Source organism: Olsenella uli (assembly GCF_016900775.1).
Lineage (GTDB): Bacteria > Actinomycetota > Coriobacteriia > Coriobacteriales > Atopobiaceae > Thermophilibacter > Thermophilibacter uli_A.
On sequence record NZ_JACJKN010000011.1, the window covers coordinates 1 to 20,373 of the forward strand.

The following is a 20,373-nucleotide window of genomic DNA, read 5'->3' on the forward strand; positions in this document are numbered from 1 at the left end:
CGCCCAGCCCGCCCAGGCGCTCACCAAGACCCAGACCGACATCCTCGGCGTCGTGCTCGCCGTCACGGCGATCGCGATGCTCGTCTCCATCGTCTCGCCCAGCTCGGCGGTGGTGACGAGCGCCGTGCACGACTTTTTGGCCCTGTCCTTCGGGGCCGCGGCCGTGCTCGTGCCGGTGGCCCTGTTCGTCTTTGCCATGACCTTCTTCCTCGGCGACGAGGGGCCGGTCTCGGGACGCGTGGCCCTGGGGCTCGCCCTCATCGTGCTCGCCGTCATGGCCATGCTCTCGCTCAACCTCGCCGAGGCGGCGGCGAGCCCGGGCATGGTCTTCGAGCCGGCCGTGGCCGAGCTCGCGGGCGGCTACGTGGGCGGCGCCATCGCCTACTGCCTGCTCTGCCTCGTGGGGCAGGTGATCGGCGACGTGGTGCTCGCGGGCGTGGTGCTCGCGGGCGTGGTGGTGTGCGGCTTCTCCATCTCCGACGCCGTGGCCCGCGCGCGCGAGCGGCTCGGCGGCCTCGCCGACGAGCACCACGCCCGCGTCGAGGCGCGCCGCGCCCAGGCCATCATCGACGCCGCCGCGGACGCCCCGGAGGCCCCGGGTGCGGCCGGGACGCAGGCCTCGCTCTTCGACGAGACGGGCGAGCAGGCCACGACCTACATCGGGGACCGCAAGACGACGGTCCTCAAGCGCCGCGCGCGCCTCCTCTCCGAGGACGAGCCGGCCGAGGCCCCGACCACGCTCCTCGAGCGCGGCGAGCGCCCGGCGGCGACGCTCTTCGCCTCCGACGCCGAGGGGGACGGCGCGGGGAGCGTCCCCTCGTTCCTGCGCGGCGGCCGCTCCAAGGGCGAGAAGGGCGCGGCGGGCGAGAAGGCCCCGCGGCGCGCCCCGCGCGCCGAGCGCGGCCAGGTCCCCGCCGCGCCCGAGAGCATCACCCGGCCCGGCGACGCCGACGAGTCCTACCAGCTGCCGCCCCTCTCCATCCTGCGCGCCAACCCCGACGCGAGCGGCTCCTACGGCGACGACGAGGAGCTCTCCGCGACCGCGGCCAAGCTCCAGGCCACGCTCGAGGAGTTTGGCCTCACCTCGCGCGTGGAGGGCTGGATCGCCGGCCCCTCGGTCACCACGTTCAAGATCTCCATGGGCGAGGGCGAGCGCGTGAACAAGATCGTGAACCTCGAGGACGACATCGCCCTCTCGCTCGCGGCCAAGTCGGTCCGCATCTTCGCGCCCATCCCGGGCACCTCGCTCGTGGGCATCGAGATCCCCAACGACAAGCCCCAGCCGGTCTTCCTCTCCGACGTGCTCCCCTACGCCAAGGGCGGCCCGCTCGACTGCGCCTTCGGCCGCGACTCCGAGGGTCGGCCCATCGTCGTTGACCTCGCGGGCCTGCCGCACCTGCTCGTGGCCGGCACCACGGGCTCGGGCAAGTCGGTCCTGCTCAACGCCATCATCATGTCCATGCTCATGCGCGCCACGCCCGAGCAGGTGCGCCTCATCATGGTGGACCCCAAGCGCGTGGAGTTCACGGGCTACGCGGGCCTGCCGCACCTCTACGTGCCGGTGGTCACCGAGCCCCGCCAGGCGGCGAGCGCCCTGCAGTGGGGCGTGACCGAGATGGAGCGCCGCCTCAAGGTCTTCGAGCACTACAAGGTGCGCGACATCAAGACGTTCAACAAGAACGTCGACGGCGACAAGTACGCGGAGATGGAGAACCCGCCCAAGCACATGCCGTACTTCGTCATCGTGATTGACGAGCTCGCCGACCTCATGATGGTGGCCGGCAAGGACGTGGAGTCCTCCATCGTGCGCATCGCGCAGCTGGGCCGCGCGGCGGGCATCCACCTCATCGTGGCCACGCAGCGCCCCTCGGCAGACGTCGTCACCGGCCTCATCCGCGCCAACATCGACAACCGCGTGGCGCTCTCCGTCGACAACTCCATCAACTCGCGCATCATCCTCGACCAGAAGGGCGCCGAGCAGCTGCTCGGCAAGGGCGACATGCTCGTCAAGCTCCGCGGGCGCAAGCCGCGGCGCGCCCAGGGCTGCTGGGTCTCGGACGAGGAGATCGAGCAGACCGTCAAGTTCGTGCGCGAGCAGGTCACGGCCGACTACCACGAGGACATCCTGACCGCCGTGGTGCCCAACGCCCCCGGCGCCGCCGAGCCCGGCGCGCCCAAGGACGACGACCCCCTCATCTGGGAGGCCGCGCGCATAGTTGTGGACTCTCAGCTCGGCTCCACCTCCGGCCTCCAGCGCGCCCTCTCGGTGGGGTACGCTAGGGCGGGCAGGATCATGGACATGCTGGAGGCGAAGGGCGTCGTGGGCCCCGCCAACGGCTCCAAGCCCCGCGAGGTCCTTCTCGACAAGGAGGGCCTCGAGGAGCTGAAGGTCGCGGATGCCGCGTACGAGGGGGTGGAGTAGCGTGTCTAGGCCTAGGTTCAGCGAGGCGCTCGTCACGAGGCGCCATGACCTCGGGCTCTCCCTCGAGCAGGCCTCCCGCATCCTGAGGCTGCGCCGGGACGTGCTCGTGGCCTTCGAGGAGGGCGACTACGACCACATGCCCCAGAGCGGCTACGCCCAGGGCATGCTCTCGAGCTACGCCCGCTACCTCGGGCTCAACGCGCGCGAGATCGTGGACCTCTTCCAGGAGGAGTTCTACGAGCACCGCCACGGCAGCTCCTCGCACGAGCTGCGGAGAAGGACGCGCCAGAACCAGTCCGGCCGGGGCGTGTCCGGCTACGACGTGGTGAACGAGGCCGGCTCGCGCCCGAAGGCCTACGTCGAGTACCGGCCGCTGCTCCCCACCTCGGGCGGCCCCGCCGGCGACATGGGCAACTTCGCCACGACGGCGCCCGCGCGCCCGCGCTCCTCGGTGCCCCTGGCGGGGATTGGCACGCCCGCGCCCGGGACGCGCGCCGCATACGCAGCGCCCTCCTACGACGGGCGGGGGGCGGGGCAGGAGCACCGCCCCTACAACAGCGGCTCTGCGCGCGAGCGGATGGAGGCCTCCGCCTCGCGCCGCCGCCCGGCGCGCTCCCGCCGCCGCGACGACGACCGCTCGGGTCGCCTGCTCGACGAGACGCAGCGCTCGCCGCGCGCCGTCCCCGACGTGCGCCTGGGCTCCGGCGAGCGCCTCTACCGGCGCGACGACGTGAGCACGCGGCACGTGTCCCCGAGCGAGTACACCGACGACATGCGCTATGACGACCACGCGAGCCCCTACGCCCCTGCCTCGACCATCTCGGGGCGCCGGTCCTCGCGCAACATCGCCCGCGTGGAGCGGCCGAACGTCCGCCGCCGCCCGTCCTCGCCGCACCGCCCCTCGGCCCAGCAGGGCAGGGGAGGCCGCCGCCCGCCCGCGCGCGGCGGCGCGCTCGGGTGGCTCCAGTGGTTCTTCTCGGACGGCCGCCGCGCGCTCCTCGCGATCGTCGTCGCCCTCACCGTCGTGCTCACGGCCATCCTCGTGCTCTCGGTGAGCTCGTGCGTGAGCGCGCCGGCCCGCTCCGTCGGCCAGACCGTCGCTGTGAACAGCGCCGGCCAGGACGAGCCGGCCTCCGGCGGGCAGGCCGGCGCCGCGGACGACGAGCCGGCGGACGACCAGGATGCCCAGGACGACCAGGCCGGCGCCGCGGCGACGGGCGACGCGGACGCCGACGCGGGCGGTGCCGCGGACGACGCCTCGGACGAGCCCGCCGACGCCGAGCCCAAGGAGACCGTGGTCGAGGTGTCCGTGGCGAGCGGCGAGTACACGTGGCTCGAGATCGTGTGCGACGGCGAGAGCGTCGTCGCCGACGACCTCACGGGCCCGTGGTCCCAGACCTTCACCGTCTACGACTCGATCTCCATCCAGGCTGGCAACCGCTCCGCCGTGAGCGTGACCGAGAACGGCGAGAAGGTCGAGTTCAACAAGACGGCGAGCGGCCTTGGGAGCGTGACCATCAAGGGCACCCCGCGCCAGGAGCCCGCGGACGCGGACGCCGACGCCGCGGACGGGACCGGCGCCGGCTCCGACGAGCCGGCCGCGGACGGCGCCGACGCGCCCGCCGACGCCGCGGCGGGGGAGTAGCCGAAGGAAAGCCCCCGGCTCCGCCGGGCTAGGAAGGAGATGTGGCATGGCCAAGGAATCGAGCTTCGACGTCGTCTCGACCGTCGACATGCAGGAGGTCGACAACGCCTGCCAGCAGGCCGCGCGCGAGCTTTCGCAGCGCTACGACCTCAAGGGCACGGGCGCCACGCTCGAGCTCTCCAAGAAGGAGGGGGTCCTCAAGATCTCCGCGCCGTCCGAGTTCGTGGCGTCCCAGGTGCGCGACATCCTGGGCACCAAGCTCGTGAAGCGCGGCGTGGACCTCGCCGCCGTGCGCTGGTCCGACCCCGAGGCCGCCTCGGGGATGAGCGTGCGCCAGACGGGCGCCGTGATCCAGGGGATCGACGCCGACACCGCCAAGAAGATCGCCAAGGACATCCGCGACCTCAAGCTCAAGGCCAAGGCCACCGTCGAGGGCGACAAGCTCCGCGTGAGCTCGGCCTCCAGAGACGTGCTGCAGTCCGTGATCGCCGAGCTCCGCAAGCGCGACTACGGCCAGCCGCTCCAGTTCGTCAACTACCGCTAGCGAGGGGGTCACGTGCGCTTTCTCATCGTCACGCTCGGCTGCGCCAAGAACGAGGTCGACTCCGACCGCATGCGCGCCCTGCTGCTCGCCGACGGCTTCGAGGAGACGCCCGAGGCGGGCGAGGCCGACGTCGCCATCGTCAACACGTGCTCGTTTCTCGCCTCGGCGACGGAGGAGTCCGTCGAGGCCACGCTCGAGCTCGCCGAGGAGCGCTCCGAGGGGGTCCGCTCCTGCCCGATCGTGATGTGCGGCTGCGTGCCCTCGCGCTACGGCGACGCCCTCGCCGCGGAGCTCCCCGAGGTCGCGGCCTTCGTGCGCGCCGAGGACGAGGACGGCATCGCGGGCGTGGTCCGCGGGGTGCTCGGCCTGCCCGTCTCGGGCGCGGCCGCCCCGCCCGAGACGCTGCGCACCGTCGAGGGCACGAGCTCCTTCGTCAAGATCTCCGAGGGGTGCGACCGCTTCTGCACCTTCTGCGCGATTCCCTACATCCGCGGGCGCTACCACTCCCGCCCGGCCGACGAGATCGTCTCCGAGGTCCGCGCGCTCATGGAGGGCGGCGTGCGCGAGGTCGTGCTCATCGGCCAGGACACGGGCGTCTGGGGCTCGGACCTCGCCGAGGGGGACACCCTCGCCGCGCTCCTGCGCGAGGTGGCCGAGGCCGTGCGGCCCTACGGCGGCTGGGTGCGCGTGCTCTACCTCCAGCCCGAGGGCATGACCGACGAGCTCATCGCCACCATCCGCGACGTGCCCGAGGTGCTGCCCTACATCGACATCCCCATCCAGCACTGCTCGTCCCGCGTGCTGCGCGCCATGGGGCGGCCCGGCTCGCCCGACGAGCTGCGTGCGCTCTTCTCGCGGCTGCGCGCGGAGATCCCCGGCATGGTGCTGCGCAGCACGGGCATGGCGGGCTTTCCCGGCGAGACGGACGAGGAGGCCGACGAGCTCTACGACTTCATCGCCGAGCAGGAGTTCGACTACTGCTCCGTCTTCGCGTACTCGCCCGAGGAGGGCACGCGCGCCGCGACGATGCCGGACCAGGTGGACGAGGGCATAAAGCTCGAGCGCACGCAGCGCCTGATCGACCTCACCGAGCAGCTCGGCTTCGCGGCCACCGCCTCCCACGTGGGCGAGCGCGTCCGCGTGATCGTGGACGGCGTCGAGGAGTCAGATGACGGCCCCGAGCTCATCGGCCACGCCTGGTTCCAGGCGCCGGACTCCGACGGGGCCGTGCACATCGCCTGCGGCGAGGCCGCGGTCGGCGACATCGTGACCGTGGACCTCGTGGACTCGTTCTGCTACGAGCTCGTGGGCGAGCTCGTCGGGGAGGAGGGCTAGCGCATGGCCGGCGAGAAGGGCATCTGGACGCCCGCGAACGTGGTGACGTGCGTGAGGATCGCGCTCATCCCCGTCTTCATGGTGGTGGCCGCGGCCGCCGAGATCCGCGGCGAGGCGCCGCTTGCCGTGGCGGCGTTTGTCATCTACGCCACGCTCTCGCTCACGGACAAGGTTGACGGCCACCTCGCCCGCTCCCGCAACGAGATCACCGACTTCGGCAAGTTCCTCGACCCCATAGCCGACAAGCTACTCGTCTTCTCCGCGCTCCTGCTCCTGCTCGAGCAGGGCTGGGTGAGCGTGTGGGCCGTCTTCGTCATCCTGCTGCGCGAGTTCCTCGTGAGCGCGCTGCGCATGGTTGCCGCCTCGAGCGGCGAGGTCATCGCCGCCGACTCCCTCGGCAAGGCCAAGACCGCCGTCACGATGGTGGCGCTGTGCGGCTTCTACCTGGCATTCGCGCTGCTCTCCCTCGGCGCGCTCGACCTCGGCGCGACGGTGCTGCTCGTCGCGCGCGCCCTGTTCGCCGCCGCCGTCGTGCTCACCGTGGTCTCGGGCGCCCAGTACTTCTGGGGCGCGCGCCACGTGGTCTTCGGGAGGGGCGCGTGAGCGGCGGGCGCGCCCCGGCGTGGGACGCCTGCGTGCGCGAGGCCGCCCGCGCGCTCGACGCCGCGCGCGCCGCGGGCCTCACCCTGGGCTGCGCTGAGAGCTGCACGGGCGGGCTCGTCGCCGGCGCGCTCACCGCGGTCGCCGGGTCGTCCGACGTCATGCGCGGCGGCGTGGTGAGCTACGCCATCGCCGTCAAGCGCGCAGTGCTCGGCGTGTCCGCGGAGGTGCTCGACGCGCCCGGCGTGGGGGCCGTCTCGGGGGAGTGCGCGACGCAGATGGCCGAGGGCGCCCGTCGCGTGCTCGGCTGCGACGTGGCCGTGTCGGTGACCGGGATCGCGGGACCGGGCGGCGCCGAGCCCGGAAAGCCGGTCGGCACCGTGTGGATGGGGCTTGCCACCCCGCGCGGGACGCGCGCCGAGCGCTTCTGCTTCTCGGGCGGCAGGGACGAGGTCAGGCGTGCCGCCGTCGCGGCCGCGCTCGCGCTCCTTCGTGAAGGCTCCGTGGAGGCCGCGGGCCCTGCGCAATAGGCGCCCCGCTCCGTCGCGGCCGCGAGCGGCGCCCCTGCCTCGGCCTTCCGGGCGCGCCCGGTGCTACCCGTCGGCCGTCCGTCAGCTCCCCGCGCGCCTCGTGTCGGCCGTGCGTCAGCGGGCATCGCTACGATGGTGGCGCGGTGTTGACTTAGAACGGTTGTTCGGATACCATCGACGGCGGTAGAACGAGCCTCAAGGGAGTGAGCATGGCCAAGACGAAGGGCGTTGCCAAGGAGATCCACCCGAGGACCACCGGCGAGGAGCGCGAGAAGGTCCTCGAGTCCACGACGGCGGAGATAGAGAAGAAGTTCGGCAAGGGCGCGATCATGCGCTTCGGGGACGACGGGCCCAGCCTCGAGGTCGAGGCCATCCCCACGGGCTCGCTCGCGCTCGACGCGGCGCTCGGCATCGGCGGCGTCCCGCGCGGCCGCATCGTCGAGATCTACGGGCCCGAGTCGTCCGGCAAGACCACGCTCTCGCTCGAGATCCTCGCCGAGGCGCAGGCCATGGGCGGCGTCGTGGCGTTCATCGACGCCGAGCACGCCCTCGACCCGGGCTACGCCGCCCGCATCGGCGTGGACATCGACGAGGTCCTCATCTCCCAGCCCGACACCGGCGAGCAGGCGCTCGAGATCTGCGACATGCTCGTCCGCTCGGGCGCGATCGACGTCGTGGTCATCGACTCGGTGGCCGCCCTCACGCCGCGCGCCGAGATCGAGGGCGAGATCGGCGACTCCACGGTCGGCCTGCAGGCGCGCCTCATGAGCCAGGCGCTGCGCAAGCTCGCGGGCTCGCTCTCCAAGTCCAACACCACCTGCATCTTCATCAACCAGCTGCGCGAGAAGATCGGCGTCATGTTCGGCAACCCCGAGACCACGCCGGGCGGCCGCGCGCTCAAGTTCTTCTCGTCCGTGCGCATGGACATCCGCCGCATCGACTCCATCAAGGTCAACGGCGAGGTCGTGGGCAACCGCGTCCGCGTGAAGGTCGTCAAGAACAAGGTGGCGCCCCCGTTCAAGCAGGCCGAGTTCGACATCATGTACGGCCAGGGCATCTCCAAGGAGGGCTCGATCCTCGACGAGGGTGTCAAGTACGGCGTCGTCACCAAGTCGGGCTCCTGGTTCACCTACGAGACTGAGCAGGGCTCGGAGCGCCTGGGGCAGGGCAGGGAGGCCGCGAAGGAGTTCCTCGCCTCCAACCCCGAGCTCAGGGACGAGATCGACCACAAGGTGCGCGTTGCCTGCGGCCTCGAGCTCGGCGACGAGCGCGTCGGCGCCCCGGTCGAGCTCGTCGAGGGGGACGTCCTCTCGTGACGCCCACCCCGTCGCCCGCGCCTGACTGGGACGTCGCCCTCCCCGCGCGCGGCTCGCACCCCGGCGCGCCCGCACGCGTCGCCCTCGCCGACGGCTCCTCGCGCGCCGTGCCGGCGGCCGTGGGACGCCGCCTGCAGCGGATGCGCCGCGAGGGGAGGGCCCCTGCGGGCGGAGCCGCGCTCGACGGCGCCATCGACGAGCTGCTCGAGCAGTGCGCGCGCGAGCGGGTGGAGCAGCTCGTCTCGCGGCGGGACTACTCCGCCGACGAGCTCCGGGCGCGCCTCGCGCGCGACGGCTACCCGCAGGCCGTGGTCTCCTCGCGCGTCCGGCGCGCCTGCGAGGCGGGCGTCGTGGACGACGCGCGCTACGCCGCCTCCTTCGTCCGCTCCAAGGCGCTCGCCGGCTGGGGGAGGGCCAAGATCGAGCGCGCGCTCTCGGCGCGCGGGGTCTCCCTCGACGAGCTGGGCGACGCGGCGGACGAGCTCCTCTCGGACGACGAGGAGTACGGGCGCGCGCTCTCGCTCGCAGAGCGCCGCGTCCGCTCCGGGCGCTCCGAGCTCGGCTCGCTCGTGCGCTTCCTCTGCGGGCGGGGCTTCTCGCCGGGCGTGGCCTGGCGCGCTGCGCGCGCGGCGCTGGGCGACGACGAGTAGCCCGCTCACCGTCCCTACCACGGCCTCATTTGACATAACGTTACGCGGAACTTACGATTGAGTTGCTATTGGAGCGTTCGCTCACGCTGGTTCGCCAGCTGATGTCTATATTTCGTTCGATACCCGTCGGCCGCCCCGCGGCCCACAGCCGAATGCAACTTGACAGCGCCTCCGATGGCGGGTTCCGCGGCATCGCCGCGGTCTCCAGAACCACGCTTGACCCACATTCGTCGTCCGAGGAGCAGCAAACATGGAAATCGTATTCGCACTCGTGGGGCTCGCCATAGGAGCGGGCGTCGTCTACTTCATCCTATCCGGCCAGAGCAACTCCAAGGTGAGGGCCGCCGAGGCGCAGCTCGAGAGCGCCCGCGTCGACGCCGAGCGCGTCCGCGAGGAGGCCGCGCGCCAGGCCGAAAACGCCAAGAAGGAGGCCGTGCTCGAGGCCAAGGAGCAGATTCTCGCCCTCAGGCAGGCCTCCGAGCAGGAGGAGAAGAAGCGCAAGGGCGAGCTCCAGTCCCTCGAGAACCGCATCATGCAGCGCGAGGAGTCGCTCGACCACCGAAACGACGCGCTCGACCGCCGCGAGCACCAGCTCTCGAGCCTCCAGGGGCAGCTCGACCGCCGCAAGAACGACCTCGACGAGATGGAGGTCCGCCAGACCGCCGAGCTCGAGCGCATCGCCGGGCTCTCAACCGACGAGGCCCACGACGAGCTGCTCGCCCGCGTCCGCGCCGACGCCGTCCGCGACGAGGCGCAGATCCTGCGCGAGTCCGAGCAGCGCGTGCGCGCCCAGGCCGACAAGACCGCGCGCGAGATCGTCTCCACCGCCATCCAGCGCTGCGCCGCCGACCAGGCCGGCGAGATCACCGTCACCTCCGTCCACATCCCCTCCGACGACCTCAAGGGCCGCATCATCGGCCGCGAGGGGCGCAACATCCGCACCTTCGAGCAGGTCTCGGGCGTTTCGCTCGTCATCGACGACACGCCGGAGACCGTGGTCCTCTCGAGCTTCGACCCGGTCCGCCGCGAGACCGCGCGCGTCGCGCTCGAGAACCTCATCGCCGACGGGCGCATCCACCCGGCGCGCATCGAGGAGCTCTACAAGAAGGCCGAGACGCTCGTCGCCGAGCGCGTCCGCGAGGCCGGCGAGCAGGCCGCCTTCGACGCCGGCATCCACGACCTGCACCCCGAGCTCGTGAAGACCCTCGGCGCGCTGCGCTACCGCACCTCCTTCGGCCAGAACGTCCTGTCGCACTCCGCCCAGGTCTCCGCGCTCTGCGGCATCATGGCCTCAGAGCTCGGCGTCGACGAGGTCTCCGCCAAGCGTGCGGGCCTTCTGCACGACCTCGGCAAGGCCATCGACCACGAGGTCGAGGGCCCGCACGCCGTGATCGGCGCCGACCTCGCCCGCCGCTACGGCGAGCGCCCCGACATCGTCCACGCCATCGAGGCGCACCACGCCGACGTCGAGCCCGACACCGTCCTCGACGTGCTCGTGCAGGCCGCCGACGCCATCTCCGCCGCCCGCCCGGGCGCGCGCCGCGAGAGCGCCGAGAGCTACATCAAGCGCCTCGAGAAGCTCGAGGAGATCTCCAACGCGCACGAGGGCGTCGAGCGCACCTACGCCATGCAGGCGGGCCGCGAGCTCCACGTCATGGTCGAGCCGGAGAAGATCTCCGACGCCCAGGCCACGGTGCTCGCCCACGACATCGCCAAGCAGATCGAGGACGAGATGGAGTACCCCGGCCAGGTTCGCGTGGTGGTCATCCGCGAGTCCCGCGCCGTCGACGTGGCGAAGTAGCCCATGGCAGGCGCCCCCGCAGCCGCGGCCCAGGACCTCGTGGGCTTCGTCTCCTCGATGGGCGGGGAGCGCGCCCTGCGCGTCGAGGAGAACCTCGGGGAGGGCTTCGTCCGCCTGCGCGTCGCCGAGGCCGAGCGGCGCCAGGCCAAGCACGACGTCCGCTGCGTCGAGGACGTCGTCATCGAGATGCTGCGCAACGCCCGCGACGCCGGTGCGCGCCACATCTACGTGGCGACGGCCCGCGAGGGCACCCGGCGCGTGACCACGATGCTCGACGACGGGCGGGGCATCCCGGCCGACATGCAGGAGCGCGTCTTCGAGGCGCGCGTCACCTCGAAGCTCGAGAGCTTCCACATGGACCGCTGGGGCGTCCACGGCCGCGGCATGGCCCTTTACTCCATCAGGGAGAACGCCCTCTCGGCCGAGGTCGTCTCCTCCGCCCCGGGCAAGGGGGCGGCCATCAGGGTGGTGACCGACGTCGGCTCGCTCCCCGAGCGTGCCGACCAGTCCACCTGGCCCTCCCTCGGGACGGACGACGACGGAGAGCAGTCCTGCGTCCGGGGTCCGCACAACATCGTGCGCACGTGCTGCGAGTTCGCCCTCGAGGAGCGGGGCGCCTGCGAGGTCTACCTCGGCTCACCCGCCGAGGTCGCCGCCACCGCCCGCGCCCGCATGCGCCCCTCGGCCGACGCCTCGGAGCTCCTCTTCATGGACGCGCTCTCGGAGCTTCCCGTCCTCGAGCGGCTGAGCGCCGCCGCCGACGCCTCGGAGCTGCTGCGCGTGGCCTCCTCGCTCGGGCTCGAGATGTCTGAGCGCACCGCGCACCGCATCGTCTCGGGCCAGGTGCGGCCGGCCCGCAGCGTCCTCGCGCGCCTCACGCACCGCGGCGACGCCCGTCCGCAGCGCCCCCGCGAGGTCGACCTCGAGCGCGACCGGCGCGGCCTCAGGATCGCATCCGCCGACGTCGAGGAGTTCTCGCGGGCGATGGAGCGCGACTTCGCCCTTCTCGCCGAGCGCTACTACCTCTCGCTCTCGTCGGACCCCAAGGTGCGCGTGGGGCGGGGCAAGATCACCGTCACCTTCGACCTCGAGGAGAGTGACTGAGCGCCGCCTCCTTCTCAAACGGACCCGTTACCAGTAGAATCGTACGAGCGCGACAAACGCAGCCGCTCACATGAGCCACGCAGCAGGAGAAAGCAACATGGACTATCTGAAGGTCTCGAGCAAGTCCTCGCCGGCCTCGGTCGCCGGGGCCATCGCCGGACTCGTCAAGGACGGCGTCCCCGTCAACATCCAGTGCGTCGGCGCCGGCGCCGTGAACCAGGCCATCAAGGCCATCGCTATCGCCCGGGGCTTCCTCATCCCCACCGGCGTCGACATCTCGTGCGCCCCCACGTTCTCCGACATCGAGATCTCGGGGGAGAGCAGGACCGCCATCAGGATCGCGGTGTACGTCCACCGCCTCCAGGCGCCCGCCGCCGGGGGAGCGGGGGTGGCCTCGTGACGCAGACCCCCTCCGTCCTCGTGGGCAAGACGTACTGCGTCAAGACCTTCGGCTGCCAGATGAACCTCCACGACTCCGAGCGCGTCGCGGGCCTGCTCGACGCCTGCGGCTGCATCTGCGTGGAGAGCCCCGACGACGCCGACATCGTCGTCTTCATGACCTGCTGCGTGCGCGAGAACGCCGACCAGCGGCTCTACGGCCAGGCGTCCGCGATGGTCTCGGCGCCCACGCCCCCCTCGGGCCGGCGCGTCGTCGCCATCGGCGGCTGCATCGCCCAGCGCGACGGCGAGCGCATCCGCGAGCACATCGCCTGCGCCGACGTCGTCTTCGGCACGAGCGCGCTGGCCAGCCTCCCGGGGCTGCTCGAGGAGGCGTTCGCCGATGACGGCCGCGCCGTCGAGGTGGACACCGCCGAGGAGGGCAGGCCCTTCTCGACCGACCTGCCGAGCCGCCGCGAGAGCCCCTTCCACGCCTGGGTCCCCATCATGACGGGGTGCAACAACTTCTGCACCTATTGCATCGTCCCCTACGTGCGCGGGCGCGAGAAGAGCCGCACCGTGGAGAGCGTCGTCGCCGAGGTGGAGCACCTCGTCGCCGACGGCGTCCGCGAGGTGACGCTGCTCGGCCAGAACGTCAACTCCTACGGGCGCAACCTCTACGGGGAGCCGCGCTTCGCCGAGCTCCTGCGCCGCGTGGCGGCCACGGGCGTGGAGCGGATCCGCTTCACCTCCTCCAACCCCAAGGACCTCTCCGACGAGACCATCGCCGCCATGGCCGAGCTCCCGAGCGTCATGCCGCACCTCCACCTCGCCGTGCAGAGCGGCTCCACGCGCGTGCTGCGCGCCATGAACCGCAGCTACACCCGCGAGGAGTACCTCGCGCTCGTCGGGCGCCTGCGCGCCGCCATGCCGGGCCTCGCGCTCTCCACGGACATCATCGTGGGCTTTCCCGGCGAGACCGAGGAGGACTTCCTCGAGACGCTCTCGCTCGTCCGCGAGGCGGCCTTCTCCTCGGCCTACACGTTCATCTACTCGCCCCGCCCCGGGACGCCGGCCGCCAAGATTGCCGACGACACCCCGCACGAGGTGATCCAGGGCCGCTTCGACCGGCTCGCCGAGCTCGTGGCCCGGCAGGCGCACGAGGCGAACCAGGCCGACCTGGGCACGCTCGCCCGCGTCCTCGTGGAGGGCCCCTCCAAGCGCGACGACGGCGTCCTCGTGGGGCACAGCGAGAAGAACCAGACGGTCCACTTCCCCGTTCCCGAGGGCCTCGACGCCGCCTCGCTCGTCGGCTCGATCGTCGACGTGCGCGTGGACGAGGCCCGCACGTGGTACCTGCGCGGCACCGTCGAGGGCGACCCGCGATGAGCGCGCCGGGCCCCGTCGTCTGCGTCGTCGGGCCCACGGCCTCCGGAAAGAGCGCCGTCGCCGAGCTCGTGGCCGAGCGGCTCGGGGGCCCCGTCGTCTCCGTCGACGCGATGCAGGTGTATCGCGGCATGGACGTGGGCACGGCCAAGACGCCCGCGGCGGAGCGCCGCGCGCCCCTGCGCATGGTCGACGTGGCCGACCCCCTCGAGGACTACTCCGTCAGGCTCTTCCAGAGGGACGCCCGCGCGTGCGTCGACGAGGCGCTCGGCCGCGGCGTCACCCCCGTGCTCGCGGGGGGCACGGGGCTCTACCTCGACGCCGTGATCGACGAGATGGACTTTCCCTCCGGTGAGCGCGGCGCGGCCCTGCGCGGGCGCTACGAGGCGCTCGCGGACAGGCTCGGCCCCGAGGGCCTCCATGCCCTGCTCGCCGAGCGCGACCCGGCGAGCGCCGCGCTCATCCACCCCAACAACGTGCGGCGCGTCGTTCGCGCGCTCGAGATGCTCGACGAGGGCGTCTCCTACGCCCGCCACCACGAGGGCCTGAGAAGGCGCGCGCCCCACTACGACGCGCGGATCTGGGGCCTCACGATGTCGCGCGAGCGCCTCTACGCCCGCATCGACGCGCGGGTGGACCGCATGGTGTCCCAGGGCCTCGTCGAGGAGGTCGAGCGCCTCGCGGCGCGCGGCCTCACGCCGTCCTCGACCGCCGGCCAGGCGATCGGCTACAAGGAGGTCCTGGCGGCGCTCGCGGGGGAAACGACCCTCGAGGAGGCCATCGAGCTCGTGAAGCTCAGGAGCCGCCGCTACGCCAAGCGCCAGCTCTCCTGGCTCAGACGCGACGGCCGGGCGCGCTGGGTCAATCTCGACGAGGTGACGCCCGAGGGGGCCGCCGACGCGATCGTCTCCGAGCTTTGGGGTGAGGCCCGTGCCGCGCTTTAGCCCGCTCTCCACGGCGCCCGTGCCCGAGCGCGCCATCCTCGTCGGCGTTGACCTCGGCAGGTCGGAGTGGAGCTGCGAGGAGTCCCTGGCCGAGCTCGCTCGCCTCGCCGAGACCGACGGCGCCGAGGTGGTCCTCACCCTCACGCAGCGCCTCGACGCCCCCGTCCCGCGGACCTTCATCGGCCGCGGCAAGGTCGAGGAGCTCTGCTCGCTCGTGCGCGAGCTCTCGGTCGACGTCGTCATCTTCGACGACGAGCTGACGCCCTCCCAGCAGGCCAACCTCGAGCGCGCGGTGGGGGAGCCCGTCAAGATCATCGACCGCACGGCGCTCATCCTCGACATCTTCGGCGTGCACGCCAGGACGCACGAGGGGCGCCTCCAGGTGCAGCTCGCGCAGCTGCAGTACGTCCTGCCGCGCCTACGCGGCATGTGGAGCCACCTCGTGGGCGAGCAGACCCGAGGCGGGATCGGCAGCCGCTTCGGCCAGGGCGAGAGCCAGCTCGAGGTCGACCGGCGGCTCGTGCGCTCGCGCATCTCCACCCTGCGGCGCGAGCTCGAGCGCCTCGAGCGGCGCCGGGGCGTGCAGAGCAAGGCCCGCTGGGACTCCGGCGTCTGGCGCGTGGCGCTCGTCGGCTACACCAACGCCGGAAAGTCCACCCTGCTGAACCAGCTCACCGGCGCCGGTGTCTATGCCAAAGACGAGCTCTTCGCGACCCTCGACCCCACGACGCGCTCCCTCGTGCTCGACGAGGGGCGCAAGATCACCCTCACCGACACGGTCGGCTTCATCCAGAAGCTCCCGACGACGCTCGTCGAGTCCTTCAAGTCGACGCTCGCCGAGGTCCGCGCCGCCGACCTCGTGCTCATCGTCGTGGACGCCTCCGACCCGCACCGCCAGCTCGAGCTCGACGCCGTGCGCTCCGTGCTGGAGGACATCGGCGCCGCCCAGACCCGCAGCGTCGCGGTGCTCAACAAGTGCGACCTGCTCGGCGCGGACGAGCTGCGCGACGCCCTGGCCGCCCATCCCGGCGCCGTGGCCATCTCAGCCCGGACCGGCTGGGGCATGCGGGGGCTCCTGTACCGCATCGCGCGCGAGGCGGCCGAGGGCAGCGTTACCATGAGCGTGCTCGTGCCCTACGACAAGGGCCTGCTCATGAAGATGGTGCACGAGCGCTGCCAGGTCATGCGGGAGAGCTACGTGCAGGGCGGGCTCATGGCAACCGTCAAGGCCGACGAGCGCATGGCGCGCACCCTCGCCCCCTACCGGGTGCTATCCGAGGGCGAGCTCGAGTGCGGCGCAGAGGGCGAGAAGGACGGGCTGGTGGGCGACGTAGACGACGAGCGCGTGCCGGCCGACGAAGTTGAGCGGGGCGACGCGCAGCCCGCGCGCCCAGGCGGGGTATCCGCGCTCGGCCCAGAGTGACCCCAGGGCGACCCCGGAGAGATAGAGCATGAGGTAGGGGAGAAGCGGGTAGTAGTCCCCCGAGGCGAAGGAGGGGCCGGGAAGGCCCAGCCACGAGAGCCACCCGGTGGCGTAGAGCCACTCGGGCACGGCCGCGCTCGCGGGCCCGAGGCCGACCGTGCCGCGCGGGAGGTCGAGCAGCGCGAGGAAGGCCACGAGGAGCACCGCGGCCGCGAGTGGCCCGCGCGGTCGAAGGCCCGCCCTGGAGAGGGCCCAGGCGGCGAGCGTGCAGGCCGCCATGCAGTAGATGATCCCAAACGAGATGGGCGTGTCGACGGCCGCCAGGCTCGTAGCCACGAAGATGGCGAGCGCGACGCCGGCGTACTGCAGGCCCCTTCTCAGGTTGTCGCGAGAGAGCGCGAACATGCAGCCGGCTACGAAGACGAAGGTCCACGATATGCTCGCCCGCCAGACGTCCTGGAGGGGAGGGGCAAACCACCCGAGGTCGAGCCTGTAGATGAAGCGCAGGTCGTAGCAGAGGTGGAAGAGGACCATCGAGATGACGGAGAGGCCGCGCACCGCGTCGAAGGCCCCGATCCGCCCGTTGGCCGCCAAGCCCGCCCGCCCTACGAGATCGAGCGGATGAGGGCCGTCACTCGGCCGAGTATGACGGGGTCGTCCACGTAGATCGGCTCCATGCTGTCATTCTCCGGCTGCAGGCGCACGCGGTCGCGCTCGCGGTAGAAGGTCTTCACCGTGGCGGAGTCATCGATGAGGGCGACGACGATCTCGCCGTTGTGCGCGTCGTGCTGCTCCTTGACGACGATGTAGTCCCCGTCGAAGATGCCGGCGTTGACCATCGACTCCCCGCGAACGCGCAGGATGAACGAGCTGGCGTCGCCGACGATTGAGGTGGGGAGGGTGAGCGTCTCCTCGACGTTCTGCTCGGCGAGGATGGGCGTCCCGGCCGCGACGCGGCCCACGAGCGGCAGCGAGATGAGGTTGCGGTCGACGTCCTGGGAGACGCTCGCCTGCGCGACCTGCTCCTCGCCGGAGGACGGCTGCTTGTCCACGACCTCGATGGTGCGCGGCTTCTTGGAGTCCCTGCGGATGAGCCCGTGCTCCTCGAGGACCTTGAGGTGCATGTGGACCGTCGAGGGGGACGCGAGGCCCACCGCGGCGCCGATCTCGCGCACCGAGGGCGGGTAGCCGTGCTCGGCCGAGTAGGTGCGGATGAAGTCGTAGATGGCGAGCTGCCGCTTGCCGAGCTTTCCACGTGCCATGTTGGGCCTCCTTGTTCTCCGTCACCCCATGATACCCGATTCGGCGCGGTTCGCAAACATTTGTTCGTCAAATCTCTTGACACGAACAATTGTACCACCATAATTAGGTACAGACGTTCCAGTATTTCGGGGTCCAATTATTGTCCGGTCCGCGCGATATAACCGTCCCAGCACACGCAACGAGAGGGGACACCATGAACCGCACCGCCTGCACCGCCGTCTTCACCTGCGAGGGAACCGCCGCGCTGAAGCCGCGCGCCCCGCGCCGCCTCACCCTCATCGAGGGCGGCCGCCCCGCCGCCGCGGAGGCGCCGCGTGCCGGCGCGCTCGGGAGGGGGCAGGTCCTCGTGGCGCTGCTCGCCGGCCTCGCCGTCGTGGCGGCCGTCACGCTCGCCTCCGTCGCCTCGGACGCCGTCATCTCCGCCTCGCGCGCCCGGGCGCTCGAGGGCGTTGCCACGACGACGGTCACGGTCGCGCCCGGCGACTCGCTGTGGGGCATCGCGGCCGAGCGCCCCGTCAAGGGCGTGGACACCGCAGAGCTCGCGCGCTGGATCTCCGAGACGAACGCCCTCTCCGACGCGACGCTGCGCCCCGGCCAGACCCTCCGGGTGCCCGCGCGGGGCTGACCCGTTCCTTTCGAGCGCATTTCAAGAGCCGGCGACAGCGCAATCTTTGTGCATTTTGTGATAACTTCACTAGGTGCCGTTTGCCGAGGAGGTTAGATGCGCTGTCCCAAATGCGGTTGCGAGGAGTCGAAGGTCGTCGACTCGAGGCCCTCGGAGAGCAACGACGCCATCCGTCGTCGCCGCGAGTGCACGAGGTGCGGGTTCCGCTTCACGACGTACGAGCGCTGCGAGGAGGTCCCGCTGCTGGTCATCAAGCGTGACGGCCACAAGGAGCCGTTCGACCGGCAGAAGCTCATGCGCGGCCTCCTCACGGCCACGGTGAAGCGCGACGTCCCCATGAGCGCCCTCACGGGGCTCATCGACAACATCGAGTCGTCGCTCAGGGACACCGGCAGGACCGAGGTCTCCTCTGTCGACCTGGGTAGCATGGTGCTCAAGCGCCTCGTCTCCCTGGACAAGGTCGCCTACGTCCGCTTCGCCTCCGTGTACCGCGACTTCAAGGACGTCGACGAGTTCAGCGAGGAGCTGAGGAGCCTGAATGACTGACGAGAGAATCGACCTTCCCATCAAGCGGCTCGACCCCGCGGTCGAGCTCCCGACCTACGCCTACGAGGGCGACGCCGGGCTCGACCTCAGGGCCAACGAGGACGTGACGCTCGCCCCGCACGAGCGCAGGCTCGTCTCGACGGGCCTCGCCGTGGCGATCCCGGAGGGCTACGCGGGCTTCGTGCAGCCCAGAAGCGGCCTCGCCCTGCGCGAGGGCCTCTCGATGGCGAACACCCCCGGGCTCATCGACGCCCACTACCGCGGCGAGCTCAAGGTCTGCGCCGTCAACCTCGACGACAGCGAGCCCATCCACATCGAGCGCGGCGAGCGCATCGCGCAGCTCGTCGTCCAGCGCGTCCCCGTGGTGAGGCTCGTCGAGGTCGACCAGCTCGACGAGACCGACCGCGGGGCGGGCGGCTTCGGCTCGAGCGGCGTCTAGCCCCTAGCGCGGGTTCTCCGCCGCCGCGCGCGGCGTCCGAACAGGGTACGTGTCACCAACGGAAAGGGATGTCTTTACATGGAAAAGTTCTTCAAGGCCCAGCAGAGGGGGTCGAGCGTCGGGCAGGAGCTGCGCGCCGGCCTGACGACGTTTCTCGCGATGGCGTACATCATCGCGGTGAACCCCTCGCTGCTCACCGCGGCGGGCATTCCCGCCACCGCCGCCGTCACCGCCACCTGCGTGGGCGCCGGCATCATGACGATCTGCATGGGCCTGTTCTCCAACCGCCCGCTCGCCTGCGCCTCCGGCATGGGCGTGAACGCGGTCTTCGCCTTCAGCCTGACCGCCATCGCGGGCGGCGACTGGCACGCCGCGAGCGCCGTCATCTTCATCGAGGGCATCGCCATCCTCATCCTGGTCCTTTGCGGCCTGCGCGAGGCCATCATGGACGCCATCCCCGTGTCGCTTCGCCACGCCATCTCCGTCGGCCTGGGCCTGTTCATCGCCATGATCGGCCTCAAGGACGGCGGCATCATCGTCGCCGACGAGTCCACGATGGTCGCGCTCGGCGACGTCTTCAGCCCGACCTTCCTCGTCGGCCTCATCTCGATCGTCGCGACGATCGTCCTGTACGCCATGAACGTCAAGGGCTCGCTGCTGCTCGGCATCATCGTCGCCGTCGTCGCCGGCATCCCGCTCGGCGTGACGCAGCTCCCGGCAGGCATCGTCTCGGGCCTCGACTTCTCGTCCTTCGGTGCCCCCTTCCTCGCCGACGGGTCCGGCGTGATGGGCATCGCCAAGGTCGTCACCAACCCCACGCTGCTGGTCTTCGCGTTCTCCCTTATGATGTCCGACTTCTTCGACACCATGGGCACCGCGATGGCGGTGGCCAAGCAGGGCGAGTTCCTCGAGGCGGACGGGCGCGTCCGCAACATCAAGGAGATCCTGGTCGTCGACTCCGCCGCCGCCGCGGTGGGCGGTCTCGTCGGCGCCTCCTCGATCACCACGTTCGTCGAGTCCGCCTCCGGCGCCGCCGACGGCGGCCGCACGGGCCTCACCTCCATCACGGCCGGCGTCCTGTTCATCGTGGCTGCGTTCTTCTCGCCGCTCATCTCCATCGTCAACTCCGCCACCACCTGCGGCGCCCTCGTCTTCGTGGGCTTCCTCATGATGAGCGAGGTCGCGGAGATCGACTGGTCCGACCTGCTCGAGGGCCTGCCGGCGTTCCTCATCGTCGCGGGCGTGCCGATGACCTACTCCATCTCCAACGGCATCGGCTTCGGCTTCATCGCCTACGTGATCGTCGCGGCTGTCACCGGCCAGATTAAGAAGGTGAAGCCCCTCATGTGGGTCGCGGCCGTCGCCTTCCTCGTCTACTTCCTCGTCGTGTAGCCAGGCGCGTCTGGCTCGGGCCCGGGCCTT

General features: G+C 71.3%; 19 protein-coding genes and 1 pseudogene. 18 read left to right on the top strand and 2 right to left on the bottom strand.

Annotated elements, in window-relative coordinates:
* The 14 genes from H6A23_RS07445 to hflX all read left to right on the top strand — a co-directional run.
* A partial coding sequence (locus tag H6A23_RS07445) for an FtsK/SpoIIIE family DNA translocase (protein ID WP_286165891.1) occupies positions 1-2,422 on the top strand: 2,422 nt, incomplete at its 5' end.
* Position 2,423: 1 nt separating this feature from the next.
* A complete protein-coding gene (locus H6A23_RS07450) occupies positions 2,424-4,067 on the top strand; it encodes a helix-turn-helix domain-containing protein (protein ID WP_204831566.1) in 1,644 nt (547 codons plus the stop codon).
* A gap of 46 nt (positions 4,068-4,113) precedes the next feature.
* Positions 4,114-4,611, top strand: coding sequence for a YajQ family cyclic di-GMP-binding protein (locus tag H6A23_RS07455; RefSeq protein ID WP_204831567.1), 498 nt, complete (start codon positions 4,114-4,116; stop codon positions 4,609-4,611).
* A gap of 69 nt (positions 4,612-4,680) precedes the next feature.
* Positions 4,681-5,946, top strand: coding sequence for a 30S ribosomal protein S12 methylthiotransferase RimO (gene rimO / locus H6A23_RS07460; protein ID WP_286165897.1), 1,266 nt, complete (start codon positions 4,681-4,683; stop codon positions 5,944-5,946).
* 3 nt (positions 5,947-5,949) lie between these two features.
* Positions 5,950-6,549: a CDP-diacylglycerol--glycerol-3-phosphate 3-phosphatidyltransferase gene (pgsA, locus tag H6A23_RS07465; protein ID WP_204831569.1), complete on the top strand. Its 600-nt coding sequence runs from the start codon at positions 5,950-5,952 to the stop codon at positions 6,547-6,549.
* Complete coding sequence (locus H6A23_RS07470) at positions 6,546-7,076, top strand: CinA family protein (protein ID WP_204831570.1); 531 nt, start codon at positions 6,546-6,548, stop codon at positions 7,074-7,076. Before pgsA ends, H6A23_RS07470 begins: the two co-directional genes overlap by 4 nt.
* Before the next feature lie 209 nt (positions 7,077-7,285).
* Positions 7,286-8,392, top strand: a complete 1,107-nt coding sequence (recA, locus tag H6A23_RS07475; protein WP_204831571.1) for a recombinase RecA — start codon at positions 7,286-7,288, stop codon at positions 8,390-8,392.
* Positions 8,389-9,042: a regulatory protein RecX gene (locus H6A23_RS07480; RefSeq protein ID WP_204831572.1), complete on the top strand. Its 654-nt coding sequence runs from the start codon at positions 8,389-8,391 to the stop codon at positions 9,040-9,042. Before recA ends, H6A23_RS07480 begins: the two co-directional genes overlap by 4 nt.
* Positions 9,043-9,292: 250 nt before the next feature.
* Complete coding sequence (rny, locus tag H6A23_RS07485; protein WP_204831573.1) at positions 9,293-10,843, top strand: ribonuclease Y; 1,551 nt, start codon at positions 9,293-9,295, stop codon at positions 10,841-10,843.
* A 3-nt stretch (positions 10,844-10,846) separates the two neighbouring features.
* Positions 10,847-11,947, top strand: a complete 1,101-nt coding sequence (locus H6A23_RS07490) for an ATP-binding protein (protein WP_204831574.1) — start codon at positions 10,847-10,849, stop codon at positions 11,945-11,947.
* Positions 11,948-12,044: 97 nt separating this feature from the next.
* Positions 12,045-12,347, top strand: coding sequence for a stage V sporulation protein S (locus H6A23_RS07495; RefSeq protein ID WP_204831575.1), 303 nt, complete (start codon positions 12,045-12,047; stop codon positions 12,345-12,347).
* The gene (miaB, locus tag H6A23_RS07500) at positions 12,344-13,714 is read left to right on the top strand and encodes a tRNA (N6-isopentenyl adenosine(37)-C2)-methylthiotransferase MiaB (protein ID WP_204831576.1); all 1,371 of its coding nucleotides are present in this window, start codon (positions 12,344-12,346) and stop codon (positions 13,712-13,714) included. Before H6A23_RS07495 ends, miaB begins: the two co-directional genes overlap by 4 nt.
* On the top strand, positions 13,711-14,655 hold the full coding sequence (gene miaA, locus H6A23_RS07505) for a tRNA (adenosine(37)-N6)-dimethylallyltransferase MiaA (RefSeq protein WP_204831577.1): 945 nt from the start codon (positions 13,711-13,713) through the stop codon (positions 14,653-14,655). Before miaB ends, miaA begins: the two co-directional genes overlap by 4 nt.
* Positions 14,642-16,078, top strand: a complete 1,437-nt coding sequence (hflX, locus tag H6A23_RS07510; RefSeq protein WP_353653033.1) for a GTPase HflX — start codon at positions 14,642-14,644, stop codon at positions 16,076-16,078. Before miaA ends, hflX begins: the two co-directional genes overlap by 14 nt.
* On the opposite strand, the pseudogene H6A23_RS07515 reads toward hflX, so the two are convergent.
* A pseudogene (locus tag H6A23_RS07515) lies at positions 16,031-16,612 on the bottom strand (heparan-alpha-glucosaminide N-acetyltransferase domain-containing protein); the annotation flags it as partial. The gene hflX and the pseudogene H6A23_RS07515 overlap by 48 nt on opposite strands.
* A 71-nt stretch (positions 16,613-16,683) precedes the next feature.
* The gene (lexA, locus tag H6A23_RS07520; protein ID WP_204831578.1) at positions 16,684-17,340 is read right to left on the bottom strand and encodes a transcriptional repressor LexA; all 657 of its coding nucleotides are present in this window, start codon (positions 17,338-17,340) and stop codon (positions 16,684-16,686) included.
* 194 nt (positions 17,341-17,534) lie between these two features.
* On the opposite strand from lexA, the gene H6A23_RS07525 reads away from it, so the two are divergent.
* The 4 genes from H6A23_RS07525 to H6A23_RS07540 all read left to right on the top strand — a co-directional run bounded on the left by H6A23_RS07525 (position 17,535) and on the right by H6A23_RS07540 (position 20,343).
* A complete protein-coding gene (locus H6A23_RS07525) occupies positions 17,535-17,966 on the top strand; it encodes a LysM peptidoglycan-binding domain-containing protein (RefSeq protein ID WP_204831579.1) in 432 nt (143 codons plus the stop codon).
* Positions 17,967-18,062: 96 nt separating this feature from the next.
* Positions 18,063-18,512, top strand: a complete 450-nt coding sequence (gene nrdR / locus H6A23_RS07530; RefSeq protein ID WP_204831580.1) for a transcriptional regulator NrdR — start codon at positions 18,063-18,065, stop codon at positions 18,510-18,512.
* Positions 18,505-18,951: a dUTP diphosphatase gene (gene dut, locus H6A23_RS07535; protein ID WP_204831581.1), complete on the top strand. Its 447-nt coding sequence runs from the start codon at positions 18,505-18,507 to the stop codon at positions 18,949-18,951. Before nrdR ends, dut begins: the two co-directional genes overlap by 8 nt.
* Before the next feature lie 78 nt (positions 18,952-19,029).
* Positions 19,030-20,343: an NCS2 family permease gene (locus H6A23_RS07540; protein ID WP_204831582.1), complete on the top strand. Its 1,314-nt coding sequence runs from the start codon at positions 19,030-19,032 to the stop codon at positions 20,341-20,343.
* Positions 20,344-20,373 lie beyond the last annotated feature (30 nt).

What these genes read in the sequence shown, in the direction of transcription:
- H6A23_RS07455 (WP_204831567.1), top strand. Translation starts at nt 4,114, where the DNA reads ATGGCCAAGGAATCGAGCTTCGACGTCGTCTCGACCGTCGACATGCAG.
- rimO (WP_286165897.1), top strand. Translation starts at nt 4,681, where the DNA reads ATGCGCGCCCTGCTGCTCGCCGACGGCTTCGAGGAGACGCCCGAGGCG.
- pgsA (WP_204831569.1), top strand. Translation starts at nt 5,950, where the DNA reads ATGGCCGGCGAGAAGGGCATCTGGACGCCCGCGAACGTGGTGACGTGC.
- recA (WP_204831571.1), top strand. Translation starts at nt 7,286, where the DNA reads ATGGCCAAGACGAAGGGCGTTGCCAAGGAGATCCACCCGAGGACCACC.
- rny (WP_204831573.1), top strand. Translation starts at nt 9,293, where the DNA reads ATGGAAATCGTATTCGCACTCGTGGGGCTCGCCATAGGAGCGGGCGTC.
- H6A23_RS07490 (WP_204831574.1), top strand. Translation starts at nt 10,847, where the DNA reads ATGGCAGGCGCCCCCGCAGCCGCGGCCCAGGACCTCGTGGGCTTCGTC.
- H6A23_RS07495 (WP_204831575.1), top strand. Translation starts at nt 12,045, where the DNA reads ATGGACTATCTGAAGGTCTCGAGCAAGTCCTCGCCGGCCTCGGTCGCC.
- miaA (WP_204831577.1), top strand. Translation starts at nt 13,711, where the DNA reads ATGAGCGCGCCGGGCCCCGTCGTCTGCGTCGTCGGGCCCACGGCCTCC.
- lexA (WP_204831578.1), bottom strand. Translation starts at nt 17,340, where the DNA reads ATGGCACGTGGAAAGCTCGGCAAGCGGCAGCTCGCCATCTACGACTTC.
- H6A23_RS07525 (WP_204831579.1), top strand. Translation starts at nt 17,535, where the DNA reads ATGAACCGCACCGCCTGCACCGCCGTCTTCACCTGCGAGGGAACCGCC.
- nrdR (WP_204831580.1), top strand. Translation starts at nt 18,063, where the DNA reads ATGCGCTGTCCCAAATGCGGTTGCGAGGAGTCGAAGGTCGTCGACTCG.
- dut (WP_204831581.1), top strand. Translation starts at nt 18,505, where the DNA reads ATGACTGACGAGAGAATCGACCTTCCCATCAAGCGGCTCGACCCCGCG.
- H6A23_RS07540 (WP_204831582.1), top strand. Translation starts at nt 19,030, where the DNA reads ATGGAAAAGTTCTTCAAGGCCCAGCAGAGGGGGTCGAGCGTCGGGCAG.